This is a genomic window from Arenimonas metalli CF5-1 (assembly GCF_000747155.1).
Classification (GTDB): Bacteria; Pseudomonadota; Gammaproteobacteria; order Xanthomonadales; family Xanthomonadaceae; genus Arenimonas; species Arenimonas metalli.
This window is the reverse complement of the sequence record NZ_AVCK01000055.1, coordinates 140843-164062: the sequence shown is the minus strand read 5'-3', so window position 1 is coordinate 164062 and position 23220 is coordinate 140843. Positions and strand designations below refer to the sequence as shown.

Here is a 23220-nt window from a genome sequence, read left to right as displayed (position 1 = left end):
CACGGTGCGATACTGGCGGCACATCCCGGGGAAGAGGAAGGCATGCACCGACCGCTCGCAATGGAATCGCTCGACGCTTGCGTGGATGCCCTGCTCGCCGCCAGCGGCCCCGCGTTGGTGCTCGCCGCTCCCCTGGGTTTGGGAAAGCCGCACCGACTGCTCAATGCGATCACCCGGCGCGTGGCCGCCAATCCGTCGCTGTCCCTGAAGCTGCTCACGGCGCTTTCGCTCACGCCGCCGTCCGCCGGCCAGGGGCTGCAGAAGCGCTTCCTCGCGCCGTTCCTGTCGCGCCACTTCGGCGATGACTTCCCGGCGCTCGACTACGCGCAGGCGATGCGCCGCGATGCGCTGCCGCCGAACGTGGTGGTCGAGGAGTTCTACATGCAGTCGGGCGCCCTGCTCGGCTCGCGCCAGGCGCAGCGGCACTACACCAGCCTCAACTACACCCACGTGGCCCGCGCCGTGGCCGAGCGCGGCGCCAACGCCGTGGTGCAGAAAGTCGCGCGCGAGCCCGGCGGCACGCGCCTGAGCCTGAGCTGCAACCCAGACCTCACCTTCGACCTGCTGGACGAAACGGCGCGGCTCGGCAAGCCGCGGCCGTATCTCGTGGCCGAAGTGGATCCGAACCTGCCCTGGCTCGACGGCCCCTGCGCGGTGCAGGCGCACTTCTTCGACGCCGTGCTCGACCTGCCCGGCGAGGCGCCGAAGCTGTTCGCGCTGGTGCGCGAGCCGGTGGGCGACGCCGACTATGCCATCGGCCTGTACGCCAGCACCCTGGTGCGCGACCGCGGCACGCTGCAGATCGGCATCGGCTCGCTGTCGGATGCGCTCTGCCATGCACTGGTGCTGCGGCACACGCGCAACGCCGACTACCTGGCGGCGCTCGAGGCGCTCTCGCCCGGGCTGGCGGCTTCGGAACTCGTTCGGAACACCGGCGGCACCGAGCCCTTCAGGCTCGGCCTGTACGGCGCCAGCGAGATGGTGAACGACGGCTTCCGCCGGCTGGCCGAAGCCGGCGTGCTGTCGCGCAAGGTGCTGGACGAGACCGCGGCGATGGCGCGCATCAACCGCGGCCAGGCCACGCCCCACGACCTGGAGCGGCTCGAGACCGAGGGCCGCTACCTCGACGGCGCCTTCTACCTGGGCTCGCACGCGCTCTACGACTGGCTGCGCGGGCTGCCGCCGGAGCAGGCGCGTGGCATCGGCATGACCCGCGTCTCGCACATCAACGAGCTGTACGGCAACAACGAGGCGCTCGAGCGCGAGCAGCGCCGCGATGCGCGCTTCTTCAACACCTGCATGATGATGACCGCGCTCGGCGCCGCGGTGTCCGACGGCCTGGCCGATGGCCGCGTGGTGTCCGGCGTCGGCGGCCAGTACAACTTCGTGGCGATGGCGCACGCGCTGCATGATTCGCGCTCGGTGCTGATGCTGCGCGCCACCCGCGGCAAGGCCGGCAACATCGTCTGGAACTACGGCCACGCCACGATCCCGCGCCACCTGCGCGACGTCGCCATCACCGAGTACGGCATCGCCGACCTGCGTGGCCGCAACGACGAGGACTGCGTGCGCGCGATGCTGGCGATCACCGACGCCGCGCACCAGGCCGCGCTGGCCGGTGCGGCCCTGAAGGCCGGCAAGCTGGGCGAAGGCCGGGCGCTGGTGATCCCGGAGAACAACGCCCTCGCCCTCTCGCGCCGCCTCGCGCCGCTGCGCCGCGCCGGCGTGCTGCCCGACTACCCGATGGGCAGCGACTTCACCGACGTGGAGCAGCGGTTGGTGCGCGCGCTGGCCTGGCTCAAGCCCCGGGCCGCCGGGCTGGCCAAGGCCAGGCTGCTGCTGCAGGCGCTGGCCGGCGGCGCCCCGCGGGATGCCGGGGCGATGGCGCGCATGGGGCTGGACGCGCCGCGCGGCCTGTCGGAAAGACTCGAGGCCCGGGTGCTGGCGCTGGCCCTGCGCCGCACCGCGACCGACTGATCGGCGCCGACGAGAGCGCGCGCCCGCGTCCCGCCGCGCAGGTGCGCGGCCATATCGAAGGCTTCCGGACGGCCGCTTCGCACCCTTCCGCATTAGACTGACGCCACGCCGCTCGAAAGGTCACGCCCATGCCCGCGCCCGACGTCCAGCCCTTCTTCCACGAAGACAGCAGCACCTGGACCTACCTGGTCACCGACCCGGCCACGAACGAGGCGGCGGTGATCGACCCGGTGCTGGATTTCGACCCCAAGTCAGGCCGCACGTCCACGACCTCCGCCGAGGCCCTGCTGGCTGCGATCGGCGAGCGGGACGCCACCGTCCGTTGGATCCTCGAGACCCACGCCCACGCCGACCACCTCAGCGCCGGCCACTGGCTCAAGGCGAAGCTGCCCGAGGCGCGCCTGGGCATCGGCCAGGGCATCCGCAAGGTGCAGAAAACCTTCCGGCCGATCTTCAACCTCGGCGAACACTTCCCCGTGGACGGCTCGCAGTTCGACCACCTGTTCGCCGATGACGAACGCTTCGCCATCGGCGTGCTCGAGGCGCGCGTGATCCCGGTGCCCGGCCACACCAGCGACTCGGTGGCCTACCTGGTCGGCGACGCGCTGTTCACCGGCGACTCGCTGTTCATGCCCGACGGCGGCACCGCCCGCTGCGATTTCCCGGGCGGCGACGCGGCCACGCTGTTCCAGTCCATCCAGCGCCTGTTCGAGCTGCCCGGCGACACCCGTGTCTTCGTCTGCCACGACTACGGCCCCGGCGGCCGCGACGTGCGCTGCGAAACGACCATCGCCGAGCAGCGGCGCGCCAACATCCACGTCCGCGATGGCACCAGCGAGGCGCAGTACGTGCAGATGCGCACCGAGCGCGACGCCACCCTGGCCATGCCGACCCTGATCCTTCCGGCCGTACAGGTGAACATCCGCGCCGGCGAGCTGCCCGAGCCGGAAGGCAACGGCGTGCGCTACCTCAAGCTGCCGATCGACGCGCTGTAGCGGGCCGGCGGCGTCGGAAGGCGTTGCTCAGGCGCCCAGCTGCTGGCGGGTCCAGCGCACGATGTTGCTGGCGTCCATGGCGCCGGACTGGCGCGCGATCTCGCGCCCGGCATGGAACAGCACGAGCGTCGGGATGCTGCGTATGTTGTAGCGCTGGCCCAGCGTGGGCTGGGCCTGGGTGTCGACCTTGGCCAGCCGCACCTGCGGCTCCAGCATCGCCGCCGCACGTTCAAAATGCGGCGCCATCATCTGGCAGGGCCCGCACCACGGCGCCCAGAAGTCCACCAGCAGCGGCAGCTCGCTGCGGTCGGCGTGGATGCGGAAGTCATCCACGCCGAGCGTCATCGGCTTGCCGGAGAACAAGGGCAGGCGGCAGTGGCCGCAGGTCGGCCCTTCGCCCAGCCGCGCCTGCGGCACGCGGTTCATGCCGTGGCAATGCGGGCAGGCCAGCACGAGGTTGTCGGTCATGCGGTGGCTCCTTGCCGGCGCGCGCGGGCGCTGAGCAGCACGAAGTACAGCAGCGGGATCACGACCAGGGTCAGCAGGGTCGAGACCAGGATGCCGAAGATCAGCGCGATCGCCAGGCCGTTGAAGATCGGGTCGTCGAGGATGAAGAAGGCACCCGCCATCGCCGCCAGGCCGGTCAGCGCGATCGGCTGCGCGCGCACCGCGCAGGCCTCGATCACCGCGTCGGCCAGCGGCTGGCCCTCGGCGATCGACTGGTTGATGAAGTCCACCAGCAGGATCGAGTTGCGCACGATGATGCCGGCCAGCGCGATCATGCCGATCATGCTGGTGGCGGTGAACTGCGCGCCGAGCAGCGCGTGGCCCGGCATCACGCCGATCACGGTGAGCGGGATCGGCGCCATGATCACCAGCGGCACCCGATAGTCGCGGAACTGCGCCACCACCAGCAGGTAAATAAGCAACAAGCCAACCGAATAGGCCAGGCCCATGTCGCGGAAGGTCTCGTAGGTGATCTGCCATTCGCCGTCCCACTTGATGGCGAAGCCCAGGCCCGAGTCCGGCGCCGACAGGAAGCGCTGCTCCACCGGGGTGCCGGCCAGCGGCGCCTCGCCCACCTGCCCCACCAGGTCGAACATGCCGTAGAGCGGGCTATCGAGCTCGCCGGCCTCGTCGCCGGTGACGTAGACCACGGGCAGCAGGTCCTTGTGGTGGATCATCGGCTCCCAGGGCAGGCGCACCACCTGCACCAGCTCCGAGAGCGGCACCAGGCGGCCGTCGCCGGCGCGCACGCGCAGGGTGAGCAGCTGCTCGAAGCTGGCCTGGTCGCCGGCCGGCAGGCGCAGGCGCACCGGCACGGCGTACTTCGAGGCACCGTCGCGAAGGTAGGTGGCATCGCGGCCGCCGACGCCGAGCTGCAGCGCCTGGGCGATCGCCGCCTGGCTCACGCCCAGCTTCGCGGCCAGGCCGCGGTCGATGAGGGCGAGCTCGCGCGGCGCCTCGGCCTCGAGCGAGCTGTCGACATCGACGATGCCCTCGGTGGCGCTGAAGCGCGCCTGCAGGTCGCGGGCAATGGCGCGGGCGCGGGCGGCATCGGGACCGTAGACCTCGGCCACCAGCGGCGACATCACCGGCGGGCCGGGCGGCACTTCCACCACCTTGACCGAGGCGCCGTAGGTCGCGCCGATCGCGGCCAGCGCCGGGCGCACAGCGCGCGCGATCTCATGGCTCTGGCGATCGCGGTCGTGCTTGTCGACCAGGTTTACCTGCAGGTCGCCCACGTTCGCACCGGCGCGCAGGTAGTACTGGCGCACCAGGCCGTTGAAGTTCACCGGGCCGGAGGTGCCGGCATAGCCCTGCATGTCCAGCACTTCGGGCACGGCCGAAAGCTCCTGCGCGAGTTCCAGCAGCAGCGCGTTGGTGCGCTCGAGCGGCGTGCCTTCCGGCAGGTCGACCACGACCTGGAACTCGGACTTGTTGTCGAAGGGCAGCATCTTCAGCACCACCAGCTGCACGACGGCGAGGCCGGCGGCCGCCAGCACCGCGGCGCCGATGCCCGCGAACAGCCACTTGCGGCGCCGGGCGCCGTCGCCGGCGTGCAGGAAGGGCCGCAGCAGGCGCTCGAACAGGCGCCGCAGGCGGTCCGCGATGCCTTCGTTCGCCTTGCCCTCGCCCGCTGCGTGGCCGTCGTGGGCATGGCGCGAGAGCAGCTTCAGCGACAGCCACGGCGTCACCGTCAGCGCGATCGCCAGCGACAGCAGCATGCCGACCGAGGCGTTGATCGGGATCGGCCGCATGTAGGGCCCCATCAGGCCCGAGACGAAGGCCATTGGCAGCAGCGCGGCGATGACGGTGAAGGTGGCCAGGATGGTCGGGCTGCCGACTTCGTCCACCGCCGGCGGGATCGCCTCGCGCAGGCTCTTGCCGCCCAGGCGCATGTGCCGGTGGATGTTTTCGACGATCACGATGGCGTCGTCCACCAGGATGCCGATCGAGAATATGAGCGCGAACAGCGAGACGCGGTTGATGGTGAAGCCCATCGCCCACGACGCGAACAGCGTCAGCGCCAGGGTCAGGATGACGGCGCTGCCGACCACGATGGCCTCGCGCCAGCCGAGCGCGAACAGCACCAGCAGCACCACCGACAGCGTCGCGAACACCAGCTTCTGGATCAGCTTCATCGCCTTGTCGTTGGCGGTGTAGCCGTAGTCGCGGGTCAGGCTGACGTTCACGCCGTCGGGGATGTGCGTGGTCTTGAGCCCTTCAAGCCGGTCGCTGATGGCGCGGGTGATGTCCACCGCGTTCGCGCCCGGCTTTTTGGCCACGGCGATCGTGACCGCGGGCGCCACGCCGCCGGCCGGGCGCGCCTTGCCTTCGGGCGCGGTGTACCAGGCGTACTGCGCCGGCAGGTCGGCGCCGCGGCGGATGTCGGCCACGTCGGACAGATAGAGCGGGCGGCCACCGGCGAGGCCGATCACCAGCTCGGACACCTGCTGCGCATCGGCGAGGTACTGGCCCGCCGTCAGCGGCAGCACCTGGCCGGCGGCCACGCGGTCGCCGGCCTGCGTGACGGTGTTGGCCGCAGCCAGCGCGCCGGCCAGGTCGTCCACGGTCATGCCGTGCGAGGCCAGGCGGGTGGCGTCGAGTTCGACCACCACGGCGCGCTCGGGCGCGCCGATCGTGTAGACGTCGCGGGTGCCGGGCACGCGCTTGATCTCGGCTTCCAGCGAATGCGCGACCTCGGCCAGCTCGGTGGCGCCGCGGGCGGGGTCGTCGGTCCACAGCGTCAGCGCCATCACCGGCACGTCGTCGATGCCCATCGGGCGCACCAGCGCCTGGCCGACGCCGAGGCCGGGCGGCGCCCAGTCGGCGTTGGAATACACCTGGTTGTACAGCCGTACCAGCGCCTCCTGGCGCGGCACGCCCACGGCGAATTCGACCGTGATCAGCGCCGAGCCGGCGCGGCTGGTCGAATAGACGTGCTTGACGCCCTCGATCTCGGACAGCACCTGCTCCAGCGGATAGCTGACCAGGTTCTCGACGTCCTCGGCCGGCGCGCCGGGGAACGGCACGATCACGTTGGCCATGGTCACGTCGATCTGCGGCTCCTCCTCGCGCGGCGTGATCATGGTGGCGAACAGGCCCAGCAGCAGGCCCGCGATCGCCAGCACCGGCGTCAGCGGATTGGCCTGGAAAGCGCGGGCCAGCCGGCCCGAGAGGCCGAAGCGCGGCTCAGCCATCGTCGCGCGCCCCGGCCAGGTGGGCCAGCGCGGCCACCGGATCGGCCGCGATGCGGTCGCCGTCGGCCAGGCCGGCCAGTACCTCGACCGCGTCGCCGTCGCGATGACCCAGGCGCACCTGGCGCAGCGCCACGCGGTTGCGTGCGTCCACCACGTACACCGCCGTCACCTCGCTGCGCGTCACCAGGGCCGAGCGCGGCACCCACAGGTGGCGGGCCTCGCCGGTCTTGAACGCGGTCTTGACGGTCATGCCCGGCTGCAGGCCGGTGTCCGCCTGCGGCAGCTCCACCCGGACCTTGAAGCTGTGCGTCGCCGGATCGGCGTAAGGGAACACGACCACGCGCTCGGCCTCGATGCGGCGGCCGTCGGGCAGCCGCACCGCGGCGGCGCCGTGTTCGCGGATCGCGGCGATGTCGCTCTGCGGCACTTCGACGTTGATCCGCAGCCGGTCGAGCGACAGGCCGGATACCAGCGGCTGGCCCGGGCGCACCGCTTCGCCGACTTCGACGTGGCGCTCGGTGAGGATGCCGGAGTACGGCGCGCGGATCACGGTGTAGTCGACCTGCTCGCCGGCCTCGCTGACGCCGGCGCGGGCCGCCTCGAGCGCGGCCCGCGCTGCGTCGCGGCGGGCGCGGGCCTGGTCGAGCGAGGCGCGGGCCAGCAGCTGTTTCGCCACCAGCTCTTCGGTGCGCTTGAAGTCGGCCTCGGCCTCGGCGGCCGCGGCCTGGGCGGCATTGACGGCCGCGGAGGCACGCCGCTGCGCCGACACTTGCTCCACGTCGGTGAAGCGCACCACCACCTGCCCCGCCTCGACGTAGTCGTTGACGTCGAAGGGCAGCTCCAGCACGCGGCCGGCGGTCTGGGCCGACAGCGTGGCCTGGTTCACCGCCTCCACCACGCCATCCCAGCGCCGTTCGCGCGCGCTGTCGCGGGCCTCGACGACCAGGGTCTCGAAGGCCACGGGCGGGGCGTCGCCGGGGGCGACAGGCTCCGCGCCGCAGCCCGCGAGGGCCACGGCGACGAGCACGGCAAGGGACAGCGGGCGCAGGCGGGTCATGGGCTCAACTCACTTGAAGGCGCAGCCAGACTTGAAGCCCAGCTTGCCAAACAACATGGCCGCCGGGCAAAAACCGGTGAAGGCCGCCTGCAGCAGGTTCACGCCGACGAAGGCGGTGAGCAGCAGCCACAGCGGGCTGAAGAAATAGGACAGCGCGGCGCTGGCGAGGATCATCACGCCGGCGAAGGCCATCACGGCACGGTCGATGTTCATGGTGTTCTCCTGTCTGGGGTTGGACTTACTTCAGCCGCTCGATGCCGAGCAGCTTCAACACGTACTTCTCGTAGACCGGCTCGGTGTTGCCCGAGCGCATCTTGGCGAGGAAGTACTTCTCGAACGCGACCTTGGCCAGGTGCACCCACTTGCCCACCTTCGCCCAGGTAACGTTGCGCGGCGGGATCTGCGGCAGCGCCACGAAGGCCGCGCCGGTGTCGCCCATGTCGGCCAGGCAGATCGCGTTCCAGGTGGCCTTGGCCACGGCGGGCTGGCCGGCGAGGTCGGAAGCGATGTTCGCGGCGATCGCGGTGACCATGGACTCGATCATGAAGCCGGTCTTGGGCGCGCCGGTGGGCACCGGGGTGGCCTCCACCGGCGGGATCGCGACGCAGACGCCGGCCGAGTACACGTTCCGGTAGGTCGGGTTGCGCTGGTGTGCATCGATCTGCACGAAGCCGCGCGGATTGCACATCTCCTTCGCGGCGCGCACGGCGTCCACGCCGGTGAAGGCCGGCAGCACCATGGAATACGCGAACGGCAGCGCGTGCGTGGCCAGCGGCTGGCCGCGCGCGTCCACTTCGTCCACGTGCATCGTGCCGGCCTCGACCGAAGTGATGCGGGCATTGGTGATCCACTTGATGTGGCGCTGGCGGAACTCCGACTCCAGCAGCCCCTTGGAATCGCCGACGCCCCCGAGGCCCATGTGGCCCACGTAGGGCTCGCTGCTGACGTAGGTGATCGGCACGCGGTCGCGCAGCTTGCGCTTGCGCAGGTCGGCATCGAGGATCATCGCGAACTCGTAGGCCGGGCCGAAGCAGCTGGCGCCGGCGGCCGCGCCGACCACGATCGGGCCGGGGTTGGCCAGGAAGGCCTGGTAGGCCGTCCAGGCCTCGGTGGCGTGGGCCGTGGTGCAGATCGAGTGCGTGTGGCCGGCCGGCCCCAGGCCCGGGACTTCGTCGAAGGCCAGCCGGGGACCGGTCGCGATGACCAGGTAGTCGTAGTCCAGGCGGCTGCCGTCGCGCAGCACCAGATGGTTTTCGTCCGGCACCACGCGCTCGGCGCCGGCGCCGGTGAAGGCGATGCCGTGCTTGTCCAGGTGCGGCTCGACCTGGATCTGGATGTCCCTGGGCTGGCGCCAACCCACCGCCACCCAGGGGTTGGACGGGGTGAACGAGAACAGCGGGCCCTCGCCGACCACGGTGATACCGTGGCCCTTGCCCAGGACCGCCCGCAGTTCGTAAGCGACGCTCATGCCGCCGATGCCTGCACCCAGGACCACGATGTTCGCCACGGGAACCTCCTGCTGGCCGGGGGATGAACCGGCGATTCGTATATTAGTGATATCTTAATTAGATTTCAAGCATAATGCTCCCGTCCCCACGGAGGTGCCCTGACATGCGTCAAACCGTCCAACAGCTCCTGGCCGAGGCCAAGTCCCGGATCCGCGAGATCACTGCCGACGAACTGCGCGCCCTGCAGGCCCGCGGCGTGCCGGTCGTGGACGTGCGCGAGCCGGCCGAGTACGCGGCTGGCCGCATCCCCGGCGCCAGCAACATCCCGCGCGGCGTGCTCGAGTTCGAGATCGACGGCCACCCGGCCGTGAATTGCGCGCGCGACCCGGCCCTGGCCCACCGGGACCAGCCCATCGTCGTTTACTGCCGGAGTGGCGGCCGCTCGGCCCTGGCGGCCGAGGCCCTGCAGCGGCTGGGCTTCGCCGAGCCGCTGTCGCTGGCCGGCGGCTACCTGGCCTGGACCGAGGGCGGTGGCGCGGTGGAAGGCGCATGAGCCCGGCCCGCACCCTCGCGGCCAACGCCGGCCAGCAGATGCAGGCCCAGGCCGAGGCGGCGTCGGACCTGCTCAAGGCCATGGCCAACCCGCAGCGCCTGCGGGTGCTGTGCCTGCTGATCGAGCGAGAGATGTCGGTGGGCGAGATCAACGCCCTGGTCGACCTGAGCCAGTCGGCGCTGTCGCAGCACCTGGCGGTGCTGCGCGAGAAAAACCTGGTCAGCACGCGGCGCGAGGCCCAGACCGTGTATTACGCGGTCAGCGACGGACTGGTGCACGACATCATCGAGACCCTGCACACCGCCTTTTGCTCGCCCGGCCGGACCGGCTGAGCCGGCCCGCCGGGCGCGTCTTCAAAGCGCCTTGGCGGCGGCGACCACCGCGTCCGCGGTGATGCCGAAGTGCGCGTACAGCTGGTCGGCCGGCGCGGAGGCACCGAAGGTGTCGATGCCGACCACGGCGCCGTCCAGGCCCACGTACTTGTGCCAGAAGCCGGTGACGCCGGCCTCCACCGCCACGCGCTTGCGGCACCACGACGGCAGCACGGCTTCGCGCCATTCCAGCGGCTGGCGGTCGAACACTTCGGTGCTGGGCATGGACACCACGCGCGCCTTGATGCCGTCGCCGGCGAGGCGGCGCATCGCTTCCATCGCCAGCTCGACCTCGGAGCCAGTGGCGATCAGCAGCACGTCGAAGCGCGCCTCGCCCGGATCCGAGAGCACGTAGCCACCGCGGGCGATGTCGGCGACCTGCTGCGCGGTGCGCGGCTGGTGCGCCAGGTTCTGGCGGCTGAACACGAGGCAGCTCGGGCCGTCGGCGCGGGCGATCGCGGACTGCCAGGACACGGCGGACTCGACGGCGTCGCAGGGACGCCAGACGTCGTTGTTCGGGATGTAGCGCAGCGAGGCCAGGTGCTCGACCGGCTGGTGGGTGGGGCCGTCCTCGCCCAGGCCGATCGAGTCGTGGGTGAACACGTGGATGGCGCGGGTCGGGATCAGGGCCGACATGCGCAGCGCGTTGCGCGAGTAGTCGGAGAACACCAGGAAGGTGGCGTCATAGGGAATGAAGCCACCGTGCAGCGCCAGGCCGTTGGCGATCGCGCTCATGCCGAACTCGCGCACGCCGTAGTGCACGTAGTTGGCGTTGGCGTCGTCGGAGGTCACCGACTTGCTGCCCTTCCAGAGCGTGAGGTTGGAGTGGGCGAGGTCGGCCGAGCCGCCGATCAGCTCCGGCAGCAGCGGCGCGAAGGCCTCGATCGCCATCTGCGAGGCCTTGCGCGAGGCCACGACCGGCCCGTCGAGCTGCAGCTTCTCGATGTAGGCCCGGGCGGCGGCCTCGAAGTCCTCCGGCAGTTCGCCGCGCGAGCGCCGCACCAGCTCGGCGGCCTGCGCCGGGTAGGCCTTGGCGTAGGCGTCGAACAGGCGGTTCCACTGCTCCTCGCGCACCAGGCCCGTGTTGCCGGCGCGCCAGCCGTCGGAAATGGCCTGCGGGATCTCGAAGGGTGCGTGCGGCCAGTTGAGCGCGGCGCGGGTCGCGGCCACTTCGTCCTTGCCCAGCGGCGCGCCGTGGCTGGATTCCTTGCCGGCCTTGCCGGGCGAACCGAAGCCGATGGTCGTGCGGCAGCAAACCAGGGTCGGCTTGCCGGTCTCGGCCTGCGCGGTCTTGATCGCCTGGGTGATTTCGACCGGGTCGTGGCCATCCACGTTGCGGATGACCTGCCAGCCGTAGGCCTCGAAGCGCGCCGCGGTGTCGTCGGTGAACCAGCCGGAGGTGTCGCCGTCGATCGAGATGCGGTTGTCGTCCCAGAAGGCGATCAGCTTGCCCAGGCCCCAGGTGCCGGCCAGCGACGCGGCTTCGTGCGAGACGCCTTCCATCAGGCAGCCATCGCCCAGGAAGACCCAGGTGTGGTGGTCGACGATGTCGAACTCGGGGCGGTTGTAGCGTTGCGCCAGCAGCTTCTCCGCCAGCGCCATGCCGACCGCGTTGGCCAGGCCCTGCCCCAGCGGGCCGGTGGTGGTCTCGACGCCGGGCGTGTGGCCGAACTCCGGGTGGCCCGCGGTCTTGCTGTGCAGCTGGCGGAAGCGCTTGAGCTGCTCGATCGGCAGGTCGTAGCCGCTCAGGTGCAGCAGCGCGTAGATCAGCATCGAGCCGTGGCCGTTGGACAGCACGAAGCGGTCGCGGTTGAACCACTTCGGGTTGTTCGGGCTGTGGCTCAGGAAGTCGTTCCAGAGCACCTCGGCGATGTCGGCCATGCCCATCGGCATGCCGGGATGGCCCGACTTGGCGGCCTCCACGGCGTCGATGGCCAGGAAGCGGATGGCGTTGGCGAGCTCGCGGCGGGAAGGCGTGGTCATGGGGGCGTCCAGATCGGGGCCCGGGGCCGGGCCGACGGGGCGCTATTGTCGCCGACCCGGCGGCCCGTGTCTCCGTTGCGCCGGGCTGGCCGCGGGTGCTACGCGGGGCCGGCCGTGCCCCGGTCCACCGGCTCGCTGCGGCCGATGACGACCGAGCCGACCATGTCGCCGCCGACGTTCACCACCGTGCGGCACATGTCCAGCAGGCGGTCCACGCCCAGGATCAGGCCGATGCCCTCCGGCGGGATGCCGAACATCGCCAGGATCATCGCGATCACCGGCAGCGAGCCACCCGGGACGCCGGCCGCGCCGACGCCGCCGAGGATGCACATCACCAGCACCAGCGCCTGCTGGAAGACGCTCAGCTCGACACCGAAGAACTGGGCCAGGAACAGCACCGTGATGCCCTCGAACAGGGCCGTGCCGTTCATGTTGGCCGTCGCGCCCAGGGTGCAGACGAAGCGCGCCACGCGCCGCGGCACGCCCAGCGCCTCTTCGGTCACCTTGAGGGTGGTCGGCAGGGTGGCGCTGGAGGAGGACGTGGAGAAGGCCGTCAGGATGGCCGGCTGGGCGTTGCGGAAGAAGGCCAGCGGCGACATGCCGCCGAACACCCGCAGCAGGATCGGGAATACCACGAAGAAATGGATGCCCAGGGCCAGCAGCACGGTGCCGACGAAACGCGCCAACTGGACCAGCACGTCGAAGCCCAGCTTGGACGTGATCGAGAACAACAGCGCCGCCACCGCGTAGGGCGCCAGCTGGATGACCCAGTCGATCAGCTTGAGGCAGATGTCGTAGACGCCCTGCGTGGCGGCGACGAAGGCGCGGGTGCCGTCGCTGCGGATCACCGTGGCGCCGATGCCGAACATCAGGGCGAAGAACATGACCGCGATCAGGTCGCCGTTGGCCGCGGCCTGCACGGGATTGCGCGGCACGATGTTGAGCAGCACGTCGATGCCGGACACGGCCTCGCGGCCGGCGGCGATCTGCGAGGCGCGCTCGCTGGTCTGCGCCATCAGTTCCTGGGCCAGCTCGGGCGGGATGCCGCGCCCGGGCTGGATCACGTTCACGGTGACCATGCCGATCAGCACCGCGATCGTGGTGACCGCGAGGATCCACGCCAGGGTCTTGCCGCCGATGCGGCCGAGGGACTTCGGGTCGCCGATCTCGACCACGCCCAGCACGAGGGCCGAGAACACGAGCGGAATCACCAACATGAACAACAGCCGCAGGAACACCTGACCCACCGGGTCGGCGACGTACTTCACCAGCGCTTCGAGCCAGGCCGCCTCGGCGAACATCAGGTTGGCGACCAGGCCCAGGCAGACGCCCACGACGAAACCCAAAAGCATGCGGGTGTGCAGCGGCAACGTTGGCATCGGCGATACTCCGGCGGGAACCCTTGGGAGATTACACCAAGCGCGCCGGATCCCAGGGATGCGCGAGCAGCTGCGCCAGCGTTTGCGGCCGTCCGACCAGGTAACCCTGCGCATACCGGCATCCGAGCCGGCGCAGGGCCTGCAGCTGCTCCGGCGTCTCGATGCCCTCGACCACGATCTCCGCGCCGAGCGCGCGACCGAGCCGGACCGCGCTTTCGACGATCGCCATCGCCCGCGGCGAATCGAGCATGTCGTGCGAGAACGACTGGTCCACCTTGATGGTGTCGAATGGCAGCCGGTGCAGGTGGCAGAGGTTGGCGTAACCCGTGCCGAAGTCGTCCAGCGCCACCCGGATGCCATGGCGATGGCACAGCTCGATCAGGCCCGCGGCGAGACCGTAGTCGAGCACGCCGCTTTCGGTGATCTCGAGCTTCAGGCTTCCGCGCGGCAGGCCGGCGGCATCGACGCGGGCGACGATGCGTTCGATCACGCCCGGATGCGCCATCTGGCGCGCGGACACGTTCACCGCCACGAATGGCGACGGATCGGCGCCTGCGGCGACCAGGCGCGCGATCGCCAGGCAGGCGGTGTCGATCACGTACTCGCCCACCGGCACGATCAGCGAGGTTTCCTCGGCCAGCGCGACGAATTCCGCCGCCGAGATCGGGCCGCGCTCGGGATGGTCCCAGCGGACCAGGGCTTCGTAACCCGCGATGCGTCCCAGCGGCACGTCGAGCAGGGGCTGCAGGCTCAGTTCGAGCTGTCCCTCGGCCAGGGCTTCGCGCAGCTGCGCTTCGAGCCGGATCCGGCTGATGCCCAGCCGCTCGGACGGCGAGAGGGCATCGGGCGCGGCCTGCTTGCCCTGCAGCGCGGCGAGGGCGCCGCGGTAACGCTTGAGCTGGCCCTCCAGGAGGGAGCGGATGATCGGGTCGGTGGCGGCCAGGCGCTCGGCGATCTGGTGGCGGTCGATCGCGAACAGCACGCAATCGTCCAGTGCGCGGGCGGTGGCGGTGCGCGGGGACTCGTCGATGACGGCCATCTCGCCCACGAGTTCCCCCGGCCCCAGGACGCTCAGCAGCACGTCGCGGCCGCGCTGGCGGGTACGCACCTCGATCTCGCCGGACTCGATCAGGAACGCCGTCCCCGGGTCCTCGCCTTCGCGGAACAGCACCTCGCCGCGCGCGAGCTGGATCCTGAGCTTGGTCATGCCTGCTTCCTGTGCGCCATGCCCTGCAAAACGAAACAGGGCCGCTTTCGCGGCCCTGTCCGTGGTTCCAGGCGAGGCTGGGTTCAGCCGCCGCGCGACACCGGCAGGATGCGCGGGGTCACGAAGATCAGCAGTTCGGCCTTGTCGCTGCTCTTGGACTTGTTCTTGAACAGGTTGCCAAGGACCGGCAGGTCGCCCAGGAAGGGCACCTTGCGCAGGTCTTCGCGCGAGCTGAACTCGTAGACGCCGCCGACCACGACCGTCTGGCCGTTGTCGATCAGCACCGCGGTGCTGACTTCGCGCTTGGAGATCTGCGGCACGAAGCCACCGGCCGGGTTGGCGACCAGCTCGTCCACTTCGTCCTTCTTCACCATCAGGTTGAGGTAGACGCGACCGTCCTGGGTGATGGTCGGGGTGACCTTGAGCTCGAGCAGCACTTCCTTGAAGGCGACCGTGGCCTGCGGCACCGCACCCGGCGTGGTCGACGGCTGGATGGTCAGGTAACCCACCTCGTCACCCTGGCGGATGATGGCCTCGCGCTGGTTGGCGGTGATCACGCGCGGGTTGGACACCACTTCGCCGCGGCCTTCTTCCTCGAGCGCGGACAGCTCGAGGTCGAGCGAGATGTCGCTGCGCAGGATGCTCAGGTTCAGCAGGCCCGCCGGGGTGCTGGCGGGGAGACCGACCAGGAAGCCCGAGTCGCTGGTGGATTCGCCGGCTTCAGCCGCCGCACCAAGGGTTCCCACGCGATCCTGGACGCCGAAGATCACGCCGAGTTCGCGGGCGAACACTTCGGACGCCACGACGATGCGGGCCTCGATCAGCACCTGGTCGACCGGGCGGTCGAGGGTGGCGAGCAGGGTCCGGATCTCCTGGATCTTCTTCGCGGTGTCGATGAGCAGCAGGGTGTTGGTGCGGTTGTCGAAGCTGACGCTGCCGCGCGCCGACAGGAAGCCCTTGGCCGCCTGCTGCAGGCCACCGCCGCCACCGCTGGCCGCACCGCCGCCGCCGCTGCTGGACTTGCTGTCCTCGGTCAGCAGGCGGGCGATTTCCTCGGCATTGCCGTAGTTGATCGCGATGTACTCGGTGACCAGCTCCTCGCGCTGCTCGTTGGCAATGCGGGCGTCCGCCTTGGCCTTCTCGAAGTCGGCGATTTCCTTCTGCGGGGCAACCCAGACCACGTTGCCGTCACGGCGCTGGTCGAGCTGCTTGGCGCGCAGGACGATCTCCATGGCCTGGTCCCAGGGCACGTTGATCAGGCGCAGGGTGACGTTGCCGGCGACGGTGTCGGAGGCGACGATGTTCAGGCCCGACTCCTCGGCGATCAGCTGCAGCACGGTGCGCACCGGCACGTCCTGGAAGTTGAACGTGACCGGGCGGCCGGCGTAGCGCTGCGGCGCGGCCTGGCCCGCCACGGCACCCGCGGCGCGGGCCGGGGTGGCGGCGGCGATCACGGAACCGCGCTTGGGCGCGATCTCGATCACGTACTCGTTGCCGGTCTGGTAGGCCATCGACTCGTAGGCACCGTTGGTGTTGATCACCAGGCGGGTGCTGCCGGCATTGGCGTTCGGCTCGAGGCTCTGCACCGGGGTGGCGAAGTCGGTCACGTCCAGGCGCCGGCGCAGGTTCTCCGGGATGCTGGCGTTGGCGACGTCGACCACGACGCGGTTGCCCTCGCTGCGCATGTCGGCGGTGGCGCCGTCGCTGTTGAAGCGAAGGACCACGCGGCCGGCCCCGTTCTCGCCGCGACGGAAGTCGATGTTGGCGACTTCGATGTCGGAGGCCACGCGCTTGGTCGGGTCGGCGACGCCGGCCAGGGCGTTGGTCTGCTGGGCGCCGGCATCCACCGTCAGGACCAGCAGGTTGCCGGCGCTGCGGGTGGTGTAGGACGCGGGGCGGAACAGGTCCACCACCACGCGGGTGCGGCCGTCGGCTTCCACCGCGGAGACCGCGGAGGTGGCGCCGCTGCCGATCACCACGCGGCGCTGGGTCAGGCCGTTGGAGGTCTCGGGGATGTCGAGGGCGATTCGCGGCGGGGTATCCGTCGTGAACGCCTGGACGTCGCCCACCGGCTCTGCGAACTGCAGGGTGATGTCGACCTTGCCCCCGGGGGCCGATGCGTAGCGCACGTCCTGGAGGACGTTCGCCGCCATGGCCGACAGCGACGTCGTCAGGCCGACGGCGAGCGCTCCCATGGCCAGCAACCAAGTGCGCTTGGTGCCCATCCCCTCGCCGATCGTTTTATTCGCGGTCATCGTGCATTCCCCCAATCAATTGTCTTCAAGGGCGATTTTGGCTTGACGCTCAAGCCAACCGCCGGCCCCATCAGGTACGAGTTCGACCATCTCAATTCGGTCCTCGAAGACCGCCGTGATGCGACCGTCGCTGAGCCCCATGTAGTTGCCCGGCCGGACCCGGTAGGTAACGCGGTCCGGCCCCATCACCAGGCCAACCACCCCGTCGCCGGCGCCGATCGTGCCCACCATGTCCAGGCTGTCGAGCGGGAAGGCCTCGAGGACCTCCTTGCGGCGGTTCGGATCCGGACGCAGGCCGTTCTCGCCGTCCTGGTCCGCGCTGGGCTGGCTGAACGGGTCGCGCAGGTTCTGCGCGGCGTATTCGAAGGTCTCGAACTGCTTCATCACCGGGAGCGGGTCCAGCGGCGGCGCCGGGCGCGCCCTGACCTCGGCCACCCAGGCCTCCAGGTCGCGGCTGCCGCGGGTGCAGGCGGAAAGGGAGACCACGACGGCGGCCAGCAGCAGGCCGGTGGCGATCTTGCGGTAGTTCGGAGCAGCCATTACTTCACCTCCCCGGTGGAGCCCGCGCCGGCGGCGGCGGCTTCGGCTTCGGCTTCCTCTTCCTCGTCCAGGTAGCGGTAGGTCTTGACCGTACCTTCCAGGACCAGGGTGGTGTCGCCTTCGCCGCGCGGCTTCAGCTGGATGTCGTGCATGGTCATGATGACCACGCGCGGCAGCGAGGCGACGCCGCTGACGAAGGCGCCGAACTGGTGGTAGGTGCCCACCATGCGCAGCGAAATCGGCTTCTCGGCGTAGAACTCGAGCTGGGTCTCGGCGCCCGGCTGGAACAGTTCGTTGTTGATGCCGCTGGCCAGCGCCGTCTGCGAGACGTCGACGATCAGGTCCGGCATTTCATTCTTGCTGGGCAGCTGGCGCAGCATCTGCTGCAGCATCACTTCCATCTGGGCCAGCTGCTGCTTGAGCGGCTCGAGGTTCGCGGCGCGGCCCTGCTTGCCCTGGAACTCCTCGCGCAGGGTGACCTCGGTGTTCTCCTCGGACTGCAGCGCCAGGCGCTGGTCGCTGACCTTCAGGTACCAGGCCAGGCCAACCACGACCAGGATCAGCAGGATGCAGGCACCGATCTTGACCTGGAAGGGCCAGCCCCCGGAGTTGCTGAAGTCCAGGTTGCGGAGGTCGACTTTCTTGCTGCTCACGGTGCACCTCCGGCGACGGGCGGCGCCGGGGCGGCCGCGGGCGGCGCCGGGGCGGCCGCGGGCGCGGCTTCCTCATCCACGGCGCTGGGGTTCTTCAAGGTCACCTGGAGGGAGAACATGTTGGGCAAGCCCTTGTCCTCGCCCTTGGCCTCGATGATGCTCAGGTCCGGGCTGGCCATCCAGCCGGACGACTCCAGGTTGCGCATGTAGGAGCTGACGCGGGCGTTGGACTGCGCGCGGCCCTCGAGCGTCAGGGTCTGGCCGTTCTGCTTGATCGAGGTGAGGCGGACGCCCTCGGGGATGGTGCGCACCAGCTCGTCGAACAGGTGAACCATCTGCGAACGGCTGGCCTGCAGCTGCTCGATCACCTGCTTGCGGGCGAGCAGGTTGGCCTTCTTCTTGTCGAGCTCCTCGATCTCACGGATCTGCTGGTCGACGAGCACGATCTGCTGGCGCAGGTACGCGTTGCGATTCTGCTGACCTTCGATCTGGCCGCTGTAGTACATGACGATCAGGAAGCTCAGGAGCAGCGCGACCACGGCCGCGAGGCCGAGCATGCTGACGAATTCCTTCTGGCGCTGCTTGCGCCGCTCCGCGCGCCAGGGAAGTAGGTTGATTCTGGCCATTAGTCGAAGCTCCTCAGGGCCAGGCCGCAGGCGATCATGAGCGCGGGGGCGTCCTGCGCCAGGGCATGGGCCTGGACGCGGGGGCCGAGCGCCATGTTGGCGAGCGGGTTAGCGATGACGGTGGGCACGCCCAGCTGCTCCTCCACGAGGTTGGCGATGCCGGCGATCGATGCACAACCACCCGCCAGGACCACCTGGTCGACGCGGTTGAAGTCGCTGCCGGCGTAGAAGAACTGCAGCAGGCGGCTGACCTGCTGGACCAGCGCCTCCTTGAACGGCTCCAGCACCTCGACCTCGTAGCTCTCCGGCAGGCCGCCCTGGCGCTTGGCCAGGCCCGCCTCGTCGTAGCTCAGGCCGTAGCGGCGCATGACCTCGTCGGTCAGCTGCTTGCCGCCGAAGACCTGCTCGCGGGTGTAGATGCTGCGCTGGTTGCGCAGGACGTTCAGGGTGGTCATGGTCGCGCCGATGTCCACCAGCGCCACGATCGCGTCCTTGGGCACCGACAGCTGGTCGGCGACCAGCTTGAAGGCGTTCTCCATCGCGAAGGCCTCGACGTCGATGACCTTGGCGGTGAGGTTGCCCAGCTCGAGCGCCGACTGGCGCAGCTCGACGTTCTCGGTGCGGGAGGCGGCCAGCATGACCTGGATCATCTCCGGGTTGCTGGGCACCGGCCCCAGGACCTCGAAGTCGATGCTGACTTCGTCGATCGGGTACGGGATGTAGTTGGCGGCCTCGAGCTGCACCTGGTCCTCGAGGTCATCCTCGTCCAGGTCGCCCTGGATGGGGATGATCTTGGTGATCACGGACGAGCCGGAGACCGCGGCCGCGGCATGCCGGGCCTTGGTGCCGGAGCGGGCCACGGCCCGCTTGATCGCCTCGCCGACGGCCTCGACCTCGACGATGTTCTTCTCGACCACGGCATTGGGAGGCAGGGGCTCGACCGCGTAGTGCTCGACGCGATAGCGCCCGCCCGACTCGGTGAGCTGCAGAAGCTTGACGGCCGTGGAACTGATGTCCAGGCCGACGAGCGGTGTCTTGGTATTTCCGAAAAGACCCACGGTTTCTCCCCTTCCGACGGGCGCTTACAAGCGATAGGTGCGCCGTTACATTAAATAACGAAAAATTGCCAAATGGCAATGCCCCCCCGTTTTTGGACGTCGGGACCCCTGTTCAGCTTGCTTCGCGCTCCCCTTCCTAGACGCATTCGGGTCCGGAAACCGGCCTCCCCCAAGGCGGCTCCCGGCCATGCCTCGTTCTATACTCCCTGCCCCATGTCGATGTAAACCTCGGGAGAGGCCCTGGATGGCCCGTTTTGTTCGATTGCTGCGCCGGTTGCTCTACTTTTTCGCCGGCCTGGCCCTGCTGGGCATCCTCGCCCTCGGGGTCCTCTACTGGCTCATCGCCCCCCGCCTGCCGGACGTCCAGGAGCTGCGCAACGTGCAGCTGCAGGTGCCCCTGAGCATCTACACCCGGGACGGCCAGCTGATCGCGCTGATCGGCGAGACCCGCCGCTTCCCGGTCGACATCGAGGAGGTCCCGCAGCCGGTGAAGCAGGCCTTCATCGCCATCGAGGACGCGCGGTTCTACGAGCACCCCGGCATCGATTGGCGCGGCATCACCCGTGCGGTCTGGCTGCTGGCGACCACCAGCGACCAGCGCGTGCCCGGCGGCAGCACCATCACCCAGCAGGTCGCCCGGCAGTTCTTCCTGAGCGCGGAATACTCCTACACGCGCAAGCTCACCGAGATCTTCCTGGCGCTCAAGATGGAGCGGGAGCTGTCCAAGGACGAGATCCTCGAGCTCTACCTCAACAAGAGCTTCTTCGGCAACCGCGCCTACGGCGTCGCCGCCGCGGCGGATTACTACTACGGCAAGACGCTCGACGAACTGACCCTGGCCCAGGCCGCGACGCTGGCCTCGATCCCGAAGTTCCCGTCCAGCGGCAACCCGATCATCAACCCGGACCGCGCGCTGGTGCGCCGCAACTACGTGCTGCTGCGCATGCGCGAGGAAGGCATGATCACGGTGGCGCAGGAGCAGGCGGCCCAGGCCGAGCCGATGGACGCCAGCCCGCATGAACCCAAGGTCGAGGTCGAGGCGCCCTACGTCGCCGAGATGGTGCGCGCCGAGATGGAGCAGCGCTACGGCGCCGAGGCCACCACCAGCGGCCTGAGCGTGTACACGACGCTCGACGGGACGCACCAGGCCGCCGCCGCGCAGTCGGTGCAGGCGGGCCTGCTCGAGTACGACCGCCGCCACGGCTACCGCGGGCCCGAGGCCCAGCTCGACCTGGCCGAAGGCGAGGACGCCGCCGCGCTGCGCCAGCGCCTGCGCGAGTACCCGTCCCTGGGCGGGCTGCGCGCCGGCATCGTCACCGGCTTCGAAGGCGAGTCCGCCCGGCTGTTCGTGGCCGGCGCCGAGCCGGTGCTGCTCGACGCCAAGGCCACGCGCTGGGCCGGCAAGCCGCCGAGGCAGCTGCTCAAGCGTGGCGACGTGGTGCGCTACGCGGCGCTGCCGGTGGCGACGCCGGCCAAGCCCGCGGCCGACGCCCCGGCCGACGCGCCGCCGCCGGCGCCGGAATGGGTGCTGGCCCAGGTGCCGCTCGCGCAAGCCGCGCTGGTGTCGCTGCAGCCCGAGGACGGCGCCATCCGCGCCCTGGTCGGCGGCTTCAGCTTCGGCCTGAACAAGTTCAACCGGGCGACGCAGGCCCAGCGCCTGCCGGGCTCGAGCTTCAAGCCCTTCGTGTACGCGGCGGCGTTCGAGCGGGGCTTCTCGCCGTCCAGCATCGTGCTCGACGCGCCGGTGGTGTTCCGCGACCGCGCCGGCAACGTCTGGCGCCCGCAGAACGACGCCGGCAACTTCGCCGGCCCGATGCGCCTGCGCGAGGCGCTGGTGCAGTCGCGCAACCTGGTCTCGGTGCGCCTGCTCGACGCCATCGGCGTGGATTTCGCCAGCCGCTACATCACCCAGTTCGGCTTCAGCCAGGAAAGCCTGCCGCCGAACCTGTCGATGTCGCTGGGCACCTCGTCGCTGACGCCGCTGTCGATCGCGCGTGGCTACGCGGTGTTCTCGAACGGTGGCTACCGCATCGACCCGTGGTTCATCGACAAGGTGCTCGACCGGAACGGCCAGGTCCTCAGCCAGGCCACCCCGGCGCGCGCCTGCCGCGGCTGCCCGGGACGGGCCGCGGGCGAGGCCCGCGACACCACCGTGGTCGACGGCTTCGATTTCGGCAGCGCGCCTGCCCCGGCGCCGGCGCCCGAGGCCCCGGCGGCCACGGAGCCCGTGGCCGAGGGTGAGCTGGTGCTGGCGCCGCGCGCGATCGACGAACGCACCGCGTTCCTGGTGCGCTCGCTGATGAAGGACGTGGTCAAGCGCGGCACCGCCACTGCCGCGCGCGTGCTCGAGCGCGAGGACATCGGCGGCAAGACCGGCTCGACCAACGATTACCGCGACGCCTGGTTCTCGGGCTTCGGCGGCGACCTGGTCACCACGGTCTGGGTCGGCAAGGACGACTTCAACCCGCTGGGCCGGGGTGAATACGGCGGCCGCGCGGCGCTGCCGATCTGGATCGGCTACATGCGCGCGGCGCTCGACGGCGTGCCGGTGCAGGAGCCGGAGGTGCCCCCGGGCATCGTGGTCGCCTCGGTGGACGCCGGCAGCGGCCGGATCGTGCCCGAGGGCACGCCGGGCTCGATCGTCGACTACTTCAAGACCGAGGAGTACGACCGCGTCAGCAGCAGCGGCTTCGACCTCGACCCGGAGCTGAGCAACGAAGAGGCCTTCGACATCTTCTGAAGGCCCGGACGAACGCCATGAGTCCCCGCCGACAGGATGACCCCCGTACGCGCCAGCGCCGGCAGCAGCTGGCGCAGGAAGCCGCGAGGCTGCTGGCGACCGGGGCGCAGCACGATCCCGCCCGCGCCCTGCGCAAGGCCGCCGAACGGCTCGGGATCCGCGACGAGGCGGCCTTCCCCGGCGGCGACGAGATCCGCGAAGCGCTCGAAGCGCACCAGCGGCTGTTCGGCGGCGACGCCCCGCCGTCCCGACGCCAGGCGCTCCGGGAGGCCGCCCAGGAGGCGATGGCGTTCTTCAGCGCCTTCGACCCGCGCCTCGCCGGCGCGGCGCTGGAGGGGCCCGTGGACGCCCACGCGCCGGTCTGCCTGCACCTGCATGCCGACGATCCCGATGAGGTCGCCCACTTCCTGCACGACCAGCGCATCCCCGCCACGCAGGTCACGCGCCGGCTGCGGCTGTCGCGCGAGCAGGCGACGCCCCTGCCCTGCTGGGAGTTCGAAGCCGGCGGCATCGCCTTCGAGCTGTGGGTCCTGCCCGCGTCGGCCCTGCGGCAGCCGCCGCTGGAATCCCTGGAGGACCGGCCACTGCGCCGCGCCACCGCCAACGCCCTGCGCCAGCTCATCGCCACTGGCGACTGAAGCACCCAACCCCACCAATCCAAACAAATGAACCTG

Annotated in this window: 19 protein-coding genes; 6 read left to right on the top strand and 13 right to left on the bottom strand. The window is 70.2% G+C overall.

Features of this window, described 5'->3' with window-relative positions; all coding sequences use genetic code 11:
- The first annotated feature begins 42 nt into the window (after positions 1-42).
- Positions 43-1977, top strand: a complete 1935-nt coding sequence (locus N787_RS12405) for an acetyl-CoA hydrolase/transferase C-terminal domain-containing protein (RefSeq protein WP_034214642.1) — start codon at positions 43-45, stop codon at positions 1975-1977.
- 128 nt (positions 1978-2105) lie between these two features.
- Positions 2106-2972, top strand: a complete 867-nt coding sequence (locus N787_RS12400) for an MBL fold metallo-hydrolase (protein WP_034214640.1) — start codon at positions 2106-2108, stop codon at positions 2970-2972.
- A 27-nt stretch (positions 2973-2999) separates the two neighbouring features.
- Here N787_RS12400 and trxC read toward each other — a convergent pair whose 3' ends face one another.
- From trxC to N787_RS12375, 5 genes are read right to left on the bottom strand one after another with little or no spacing between them, the layout of a single operon-like run.
- Positions 3000-3440 (bottom strand): thioredoxin TrxC, encoded by a 441-nt coding sequence (trxC, locus tag N787_RS12395; RefSeq protein WP_034214637.1) that lies wholly within the window; start codon positions 3438-3440, stop codon positions 3000-3002.
- Positions 3437-6676, bottom strand: coding sequence for an efflux RND transporter permease subunit (locus N787_RS12390; RefSeq protein ID WP_034214634.1), 3240 nt, complete (start codon positions 6674-6676; stop codon positions 3437-3439). Before N787_RS12390 ends, trxC begins: the two co-directional genes overlap by 4 nt.
- Positions 6669-7733 (bottom strand): efflux RND transporter periplasmic adaptor subunit, encoded by a 1065-nt coding sequence (locus tag N787_RS12385; protein WP_034214631.1) that lies wholly within the window; start codon positions 7731-7733, stop codon positions 6669-6671. The genes N787_RS12390 and N787_RS12385 overlap by 8 nt, the downstream gene beginning before the upstream one ends.
- A 9-nt stretch (positions 7734-7742) precedes the next feature.
- On the bottom strand, positions 7743-7946 hold the full coding sequence (locus tag N787_RS12380; RefSeq protein ID WP_034214628.1) for a YgaP family membrane protein: 204 nt from the start codon (positions 7944-7946) through the stop codon (positions 7743-7745).
- Positions 7947-7971: 25 nt separating this feature from the next.
- Positions 7972-9240, bottom strand: coding sequence for an NAD(P)/FAD-dependent oxidoreductase (locus N787_RS12375; RefSeq protein ID WP_034214625.1), 1269 nt, complete (start codon positions 9238-9240; stop codon positions 7972-7974).
- A gap of 104 nt (positions 9241-9344) precedes the next feature.
- Between N787_RS12375 and N787_RS12370 the strand changes: the two genes are divergently transcribed.
- Positions 9345-9734, top strand: coding sequence for a rhodanese-like domain-containing protein (locus N787_RS12370; RefSeq protein ID WP_034214622.1), 390 nt, complete (start codon positions 9345-9347; stop codon positions 9732-9734).
- Positions 9731-10066 carry an ArsR/SmtB family transcription factor gene (locus tag N787_RS12365; RefSeq protein ID WP_052575444.1) on the top strand — a complete coding sequence of 112 codons (336 nt, stop codon included), beginning with the start codon at positions 9731-9733 and terminating at the stop codon, positions 10064-10066. Before N787_RS12370 ends, N787_RS12365 begins: the two co-directional genes overlap by 4 nt.
- A gap of 21 nt (positions 10067-10087) precedes the next feature.
- Here the strand turns inward: N787_RS12365 and tkt are convergent, their stop codons facing one another.
- From tkt to N787_RS12325, 8 genes are all read right to left on the bottom strand, one after another.
- Positions 10088-12088 carry a transketolase gene (gene tkt / locus N787_RS12360; protein WP_034214620.1) on the bottom strand — a complete coding sequence of 667 codons (2001 nt, stop codon included), beginning with the start codon at positions 12086-12088 and terminating at the stop codon, positions 10088-10090.
- A 98-nt stretch (positions 12089-12186) separates the two neighbouring features.
- Positions 12187-13467: a dicarboxylate/amino acid:cation symporter gene (locus N787_RS12355; protein WP_034214617.1), complete on the bottom strand. Its 1281-nt coding sequence runs from the start codon at positions 13465-13467 to the stop codon at positions 12187-12189.
- 31 nt (positions 13468-13498) lie between these two features.
- On the bottom strand, positions 13499-14674 hold the full coding sequence (locus N787_RS12350) for an EAL domain-containing protein (RefSeq protein ID WP_052575443.1): 1176 nt from the start codon (positions 14672-14674) through the stop codon (positions 13499-13501).
- An 83-nt stretch (positions 14675-14757) separates the two neighbouring features.
- Positions 14758-16929 carry a type IV pilus secretin PilQ gene (locus N787_RS12345; protein ID WP_245594015.1) on the bottom strand — a complete coding sequence of 724 codons (2172 nt, stop codon included), beginning with the start codon at positions 16927-16929 and terminating at the stop codon, positions 14758-14760.
- Between the two features lie 15 nt (positions 16930-16944).
- Entirely contained in the window at positions 16945-17469 is a 525-nt protein-coding gene (locus N787_RS12340; protein ID WP_052575442.1) for a pilus assembly protein PilP, read from the bottom strand.
- Positions 17469-18122, bottom strand: a complete 654-nt coding sequence (locus N787_RS12335; RefSeq protein ID WP_034214612.1) for a type IV pilus inner membrane component PilO — start codon at positions 18120-18122, stop codon at positions 17469-17471. Before N787_RS12335 ends, N787_RS12340 begins: the two co-directional genes overlap by 1 nt.
- Entirely contained in the window at positions 18119-18748 is a 630-nt protein-coding gene (locus tag N787_RS12330; RefSeq protein WP_034214609.1) for a PilN domain-containing protein, read from the bottom strand. The genes N787_RS12335 and N787_RS12330 overlap by 4 nt, the downstream gene beginning before the upstream one ends.
- Positions 18748-19806: a pilus assembly protein PilM gene (locus N787_RS12325; RefSeq protein WP_034214606.1), complete on the bottom strand. Its 1059-nt coding sequence runs from the start codon at positions 19804-19806 to the stop codon at positions 18748-18750. Before N787_RS12325 ends, N787_RS12330 begins: the two co-directional genes overlap by 1 nt.
- A 244-nt stretch (positions 19807-20050) precedes the next feature.
- On the opposite strand from N787_RS12325, the gene N787_RS12320 reads away from it, so the two are divergent.
- The gene (locus N787_RS12320) at positions 20051-22546 is read left to right on the top strand and encodes a penicillin-binding protein 1A (protein ID WP_034214603.1); all 2496 of its coding nucleotides are present in this window, start codon (positions 20051-20053) and stop codon (positions 22544-22546) included.
- Between the two features lie 17 nt (positions 22547-22563).
- A complete protein-coding gene (locus tag N787_RS12315) occupies positions 22564-23184 on the top strand; it encodes a hypothetical protein (RefSeq protein WP_034214600.1) in 621 nt (206 codons plus the stop codon).
- Positions 23185-23220: the final 36 nt, after the last annotated feature.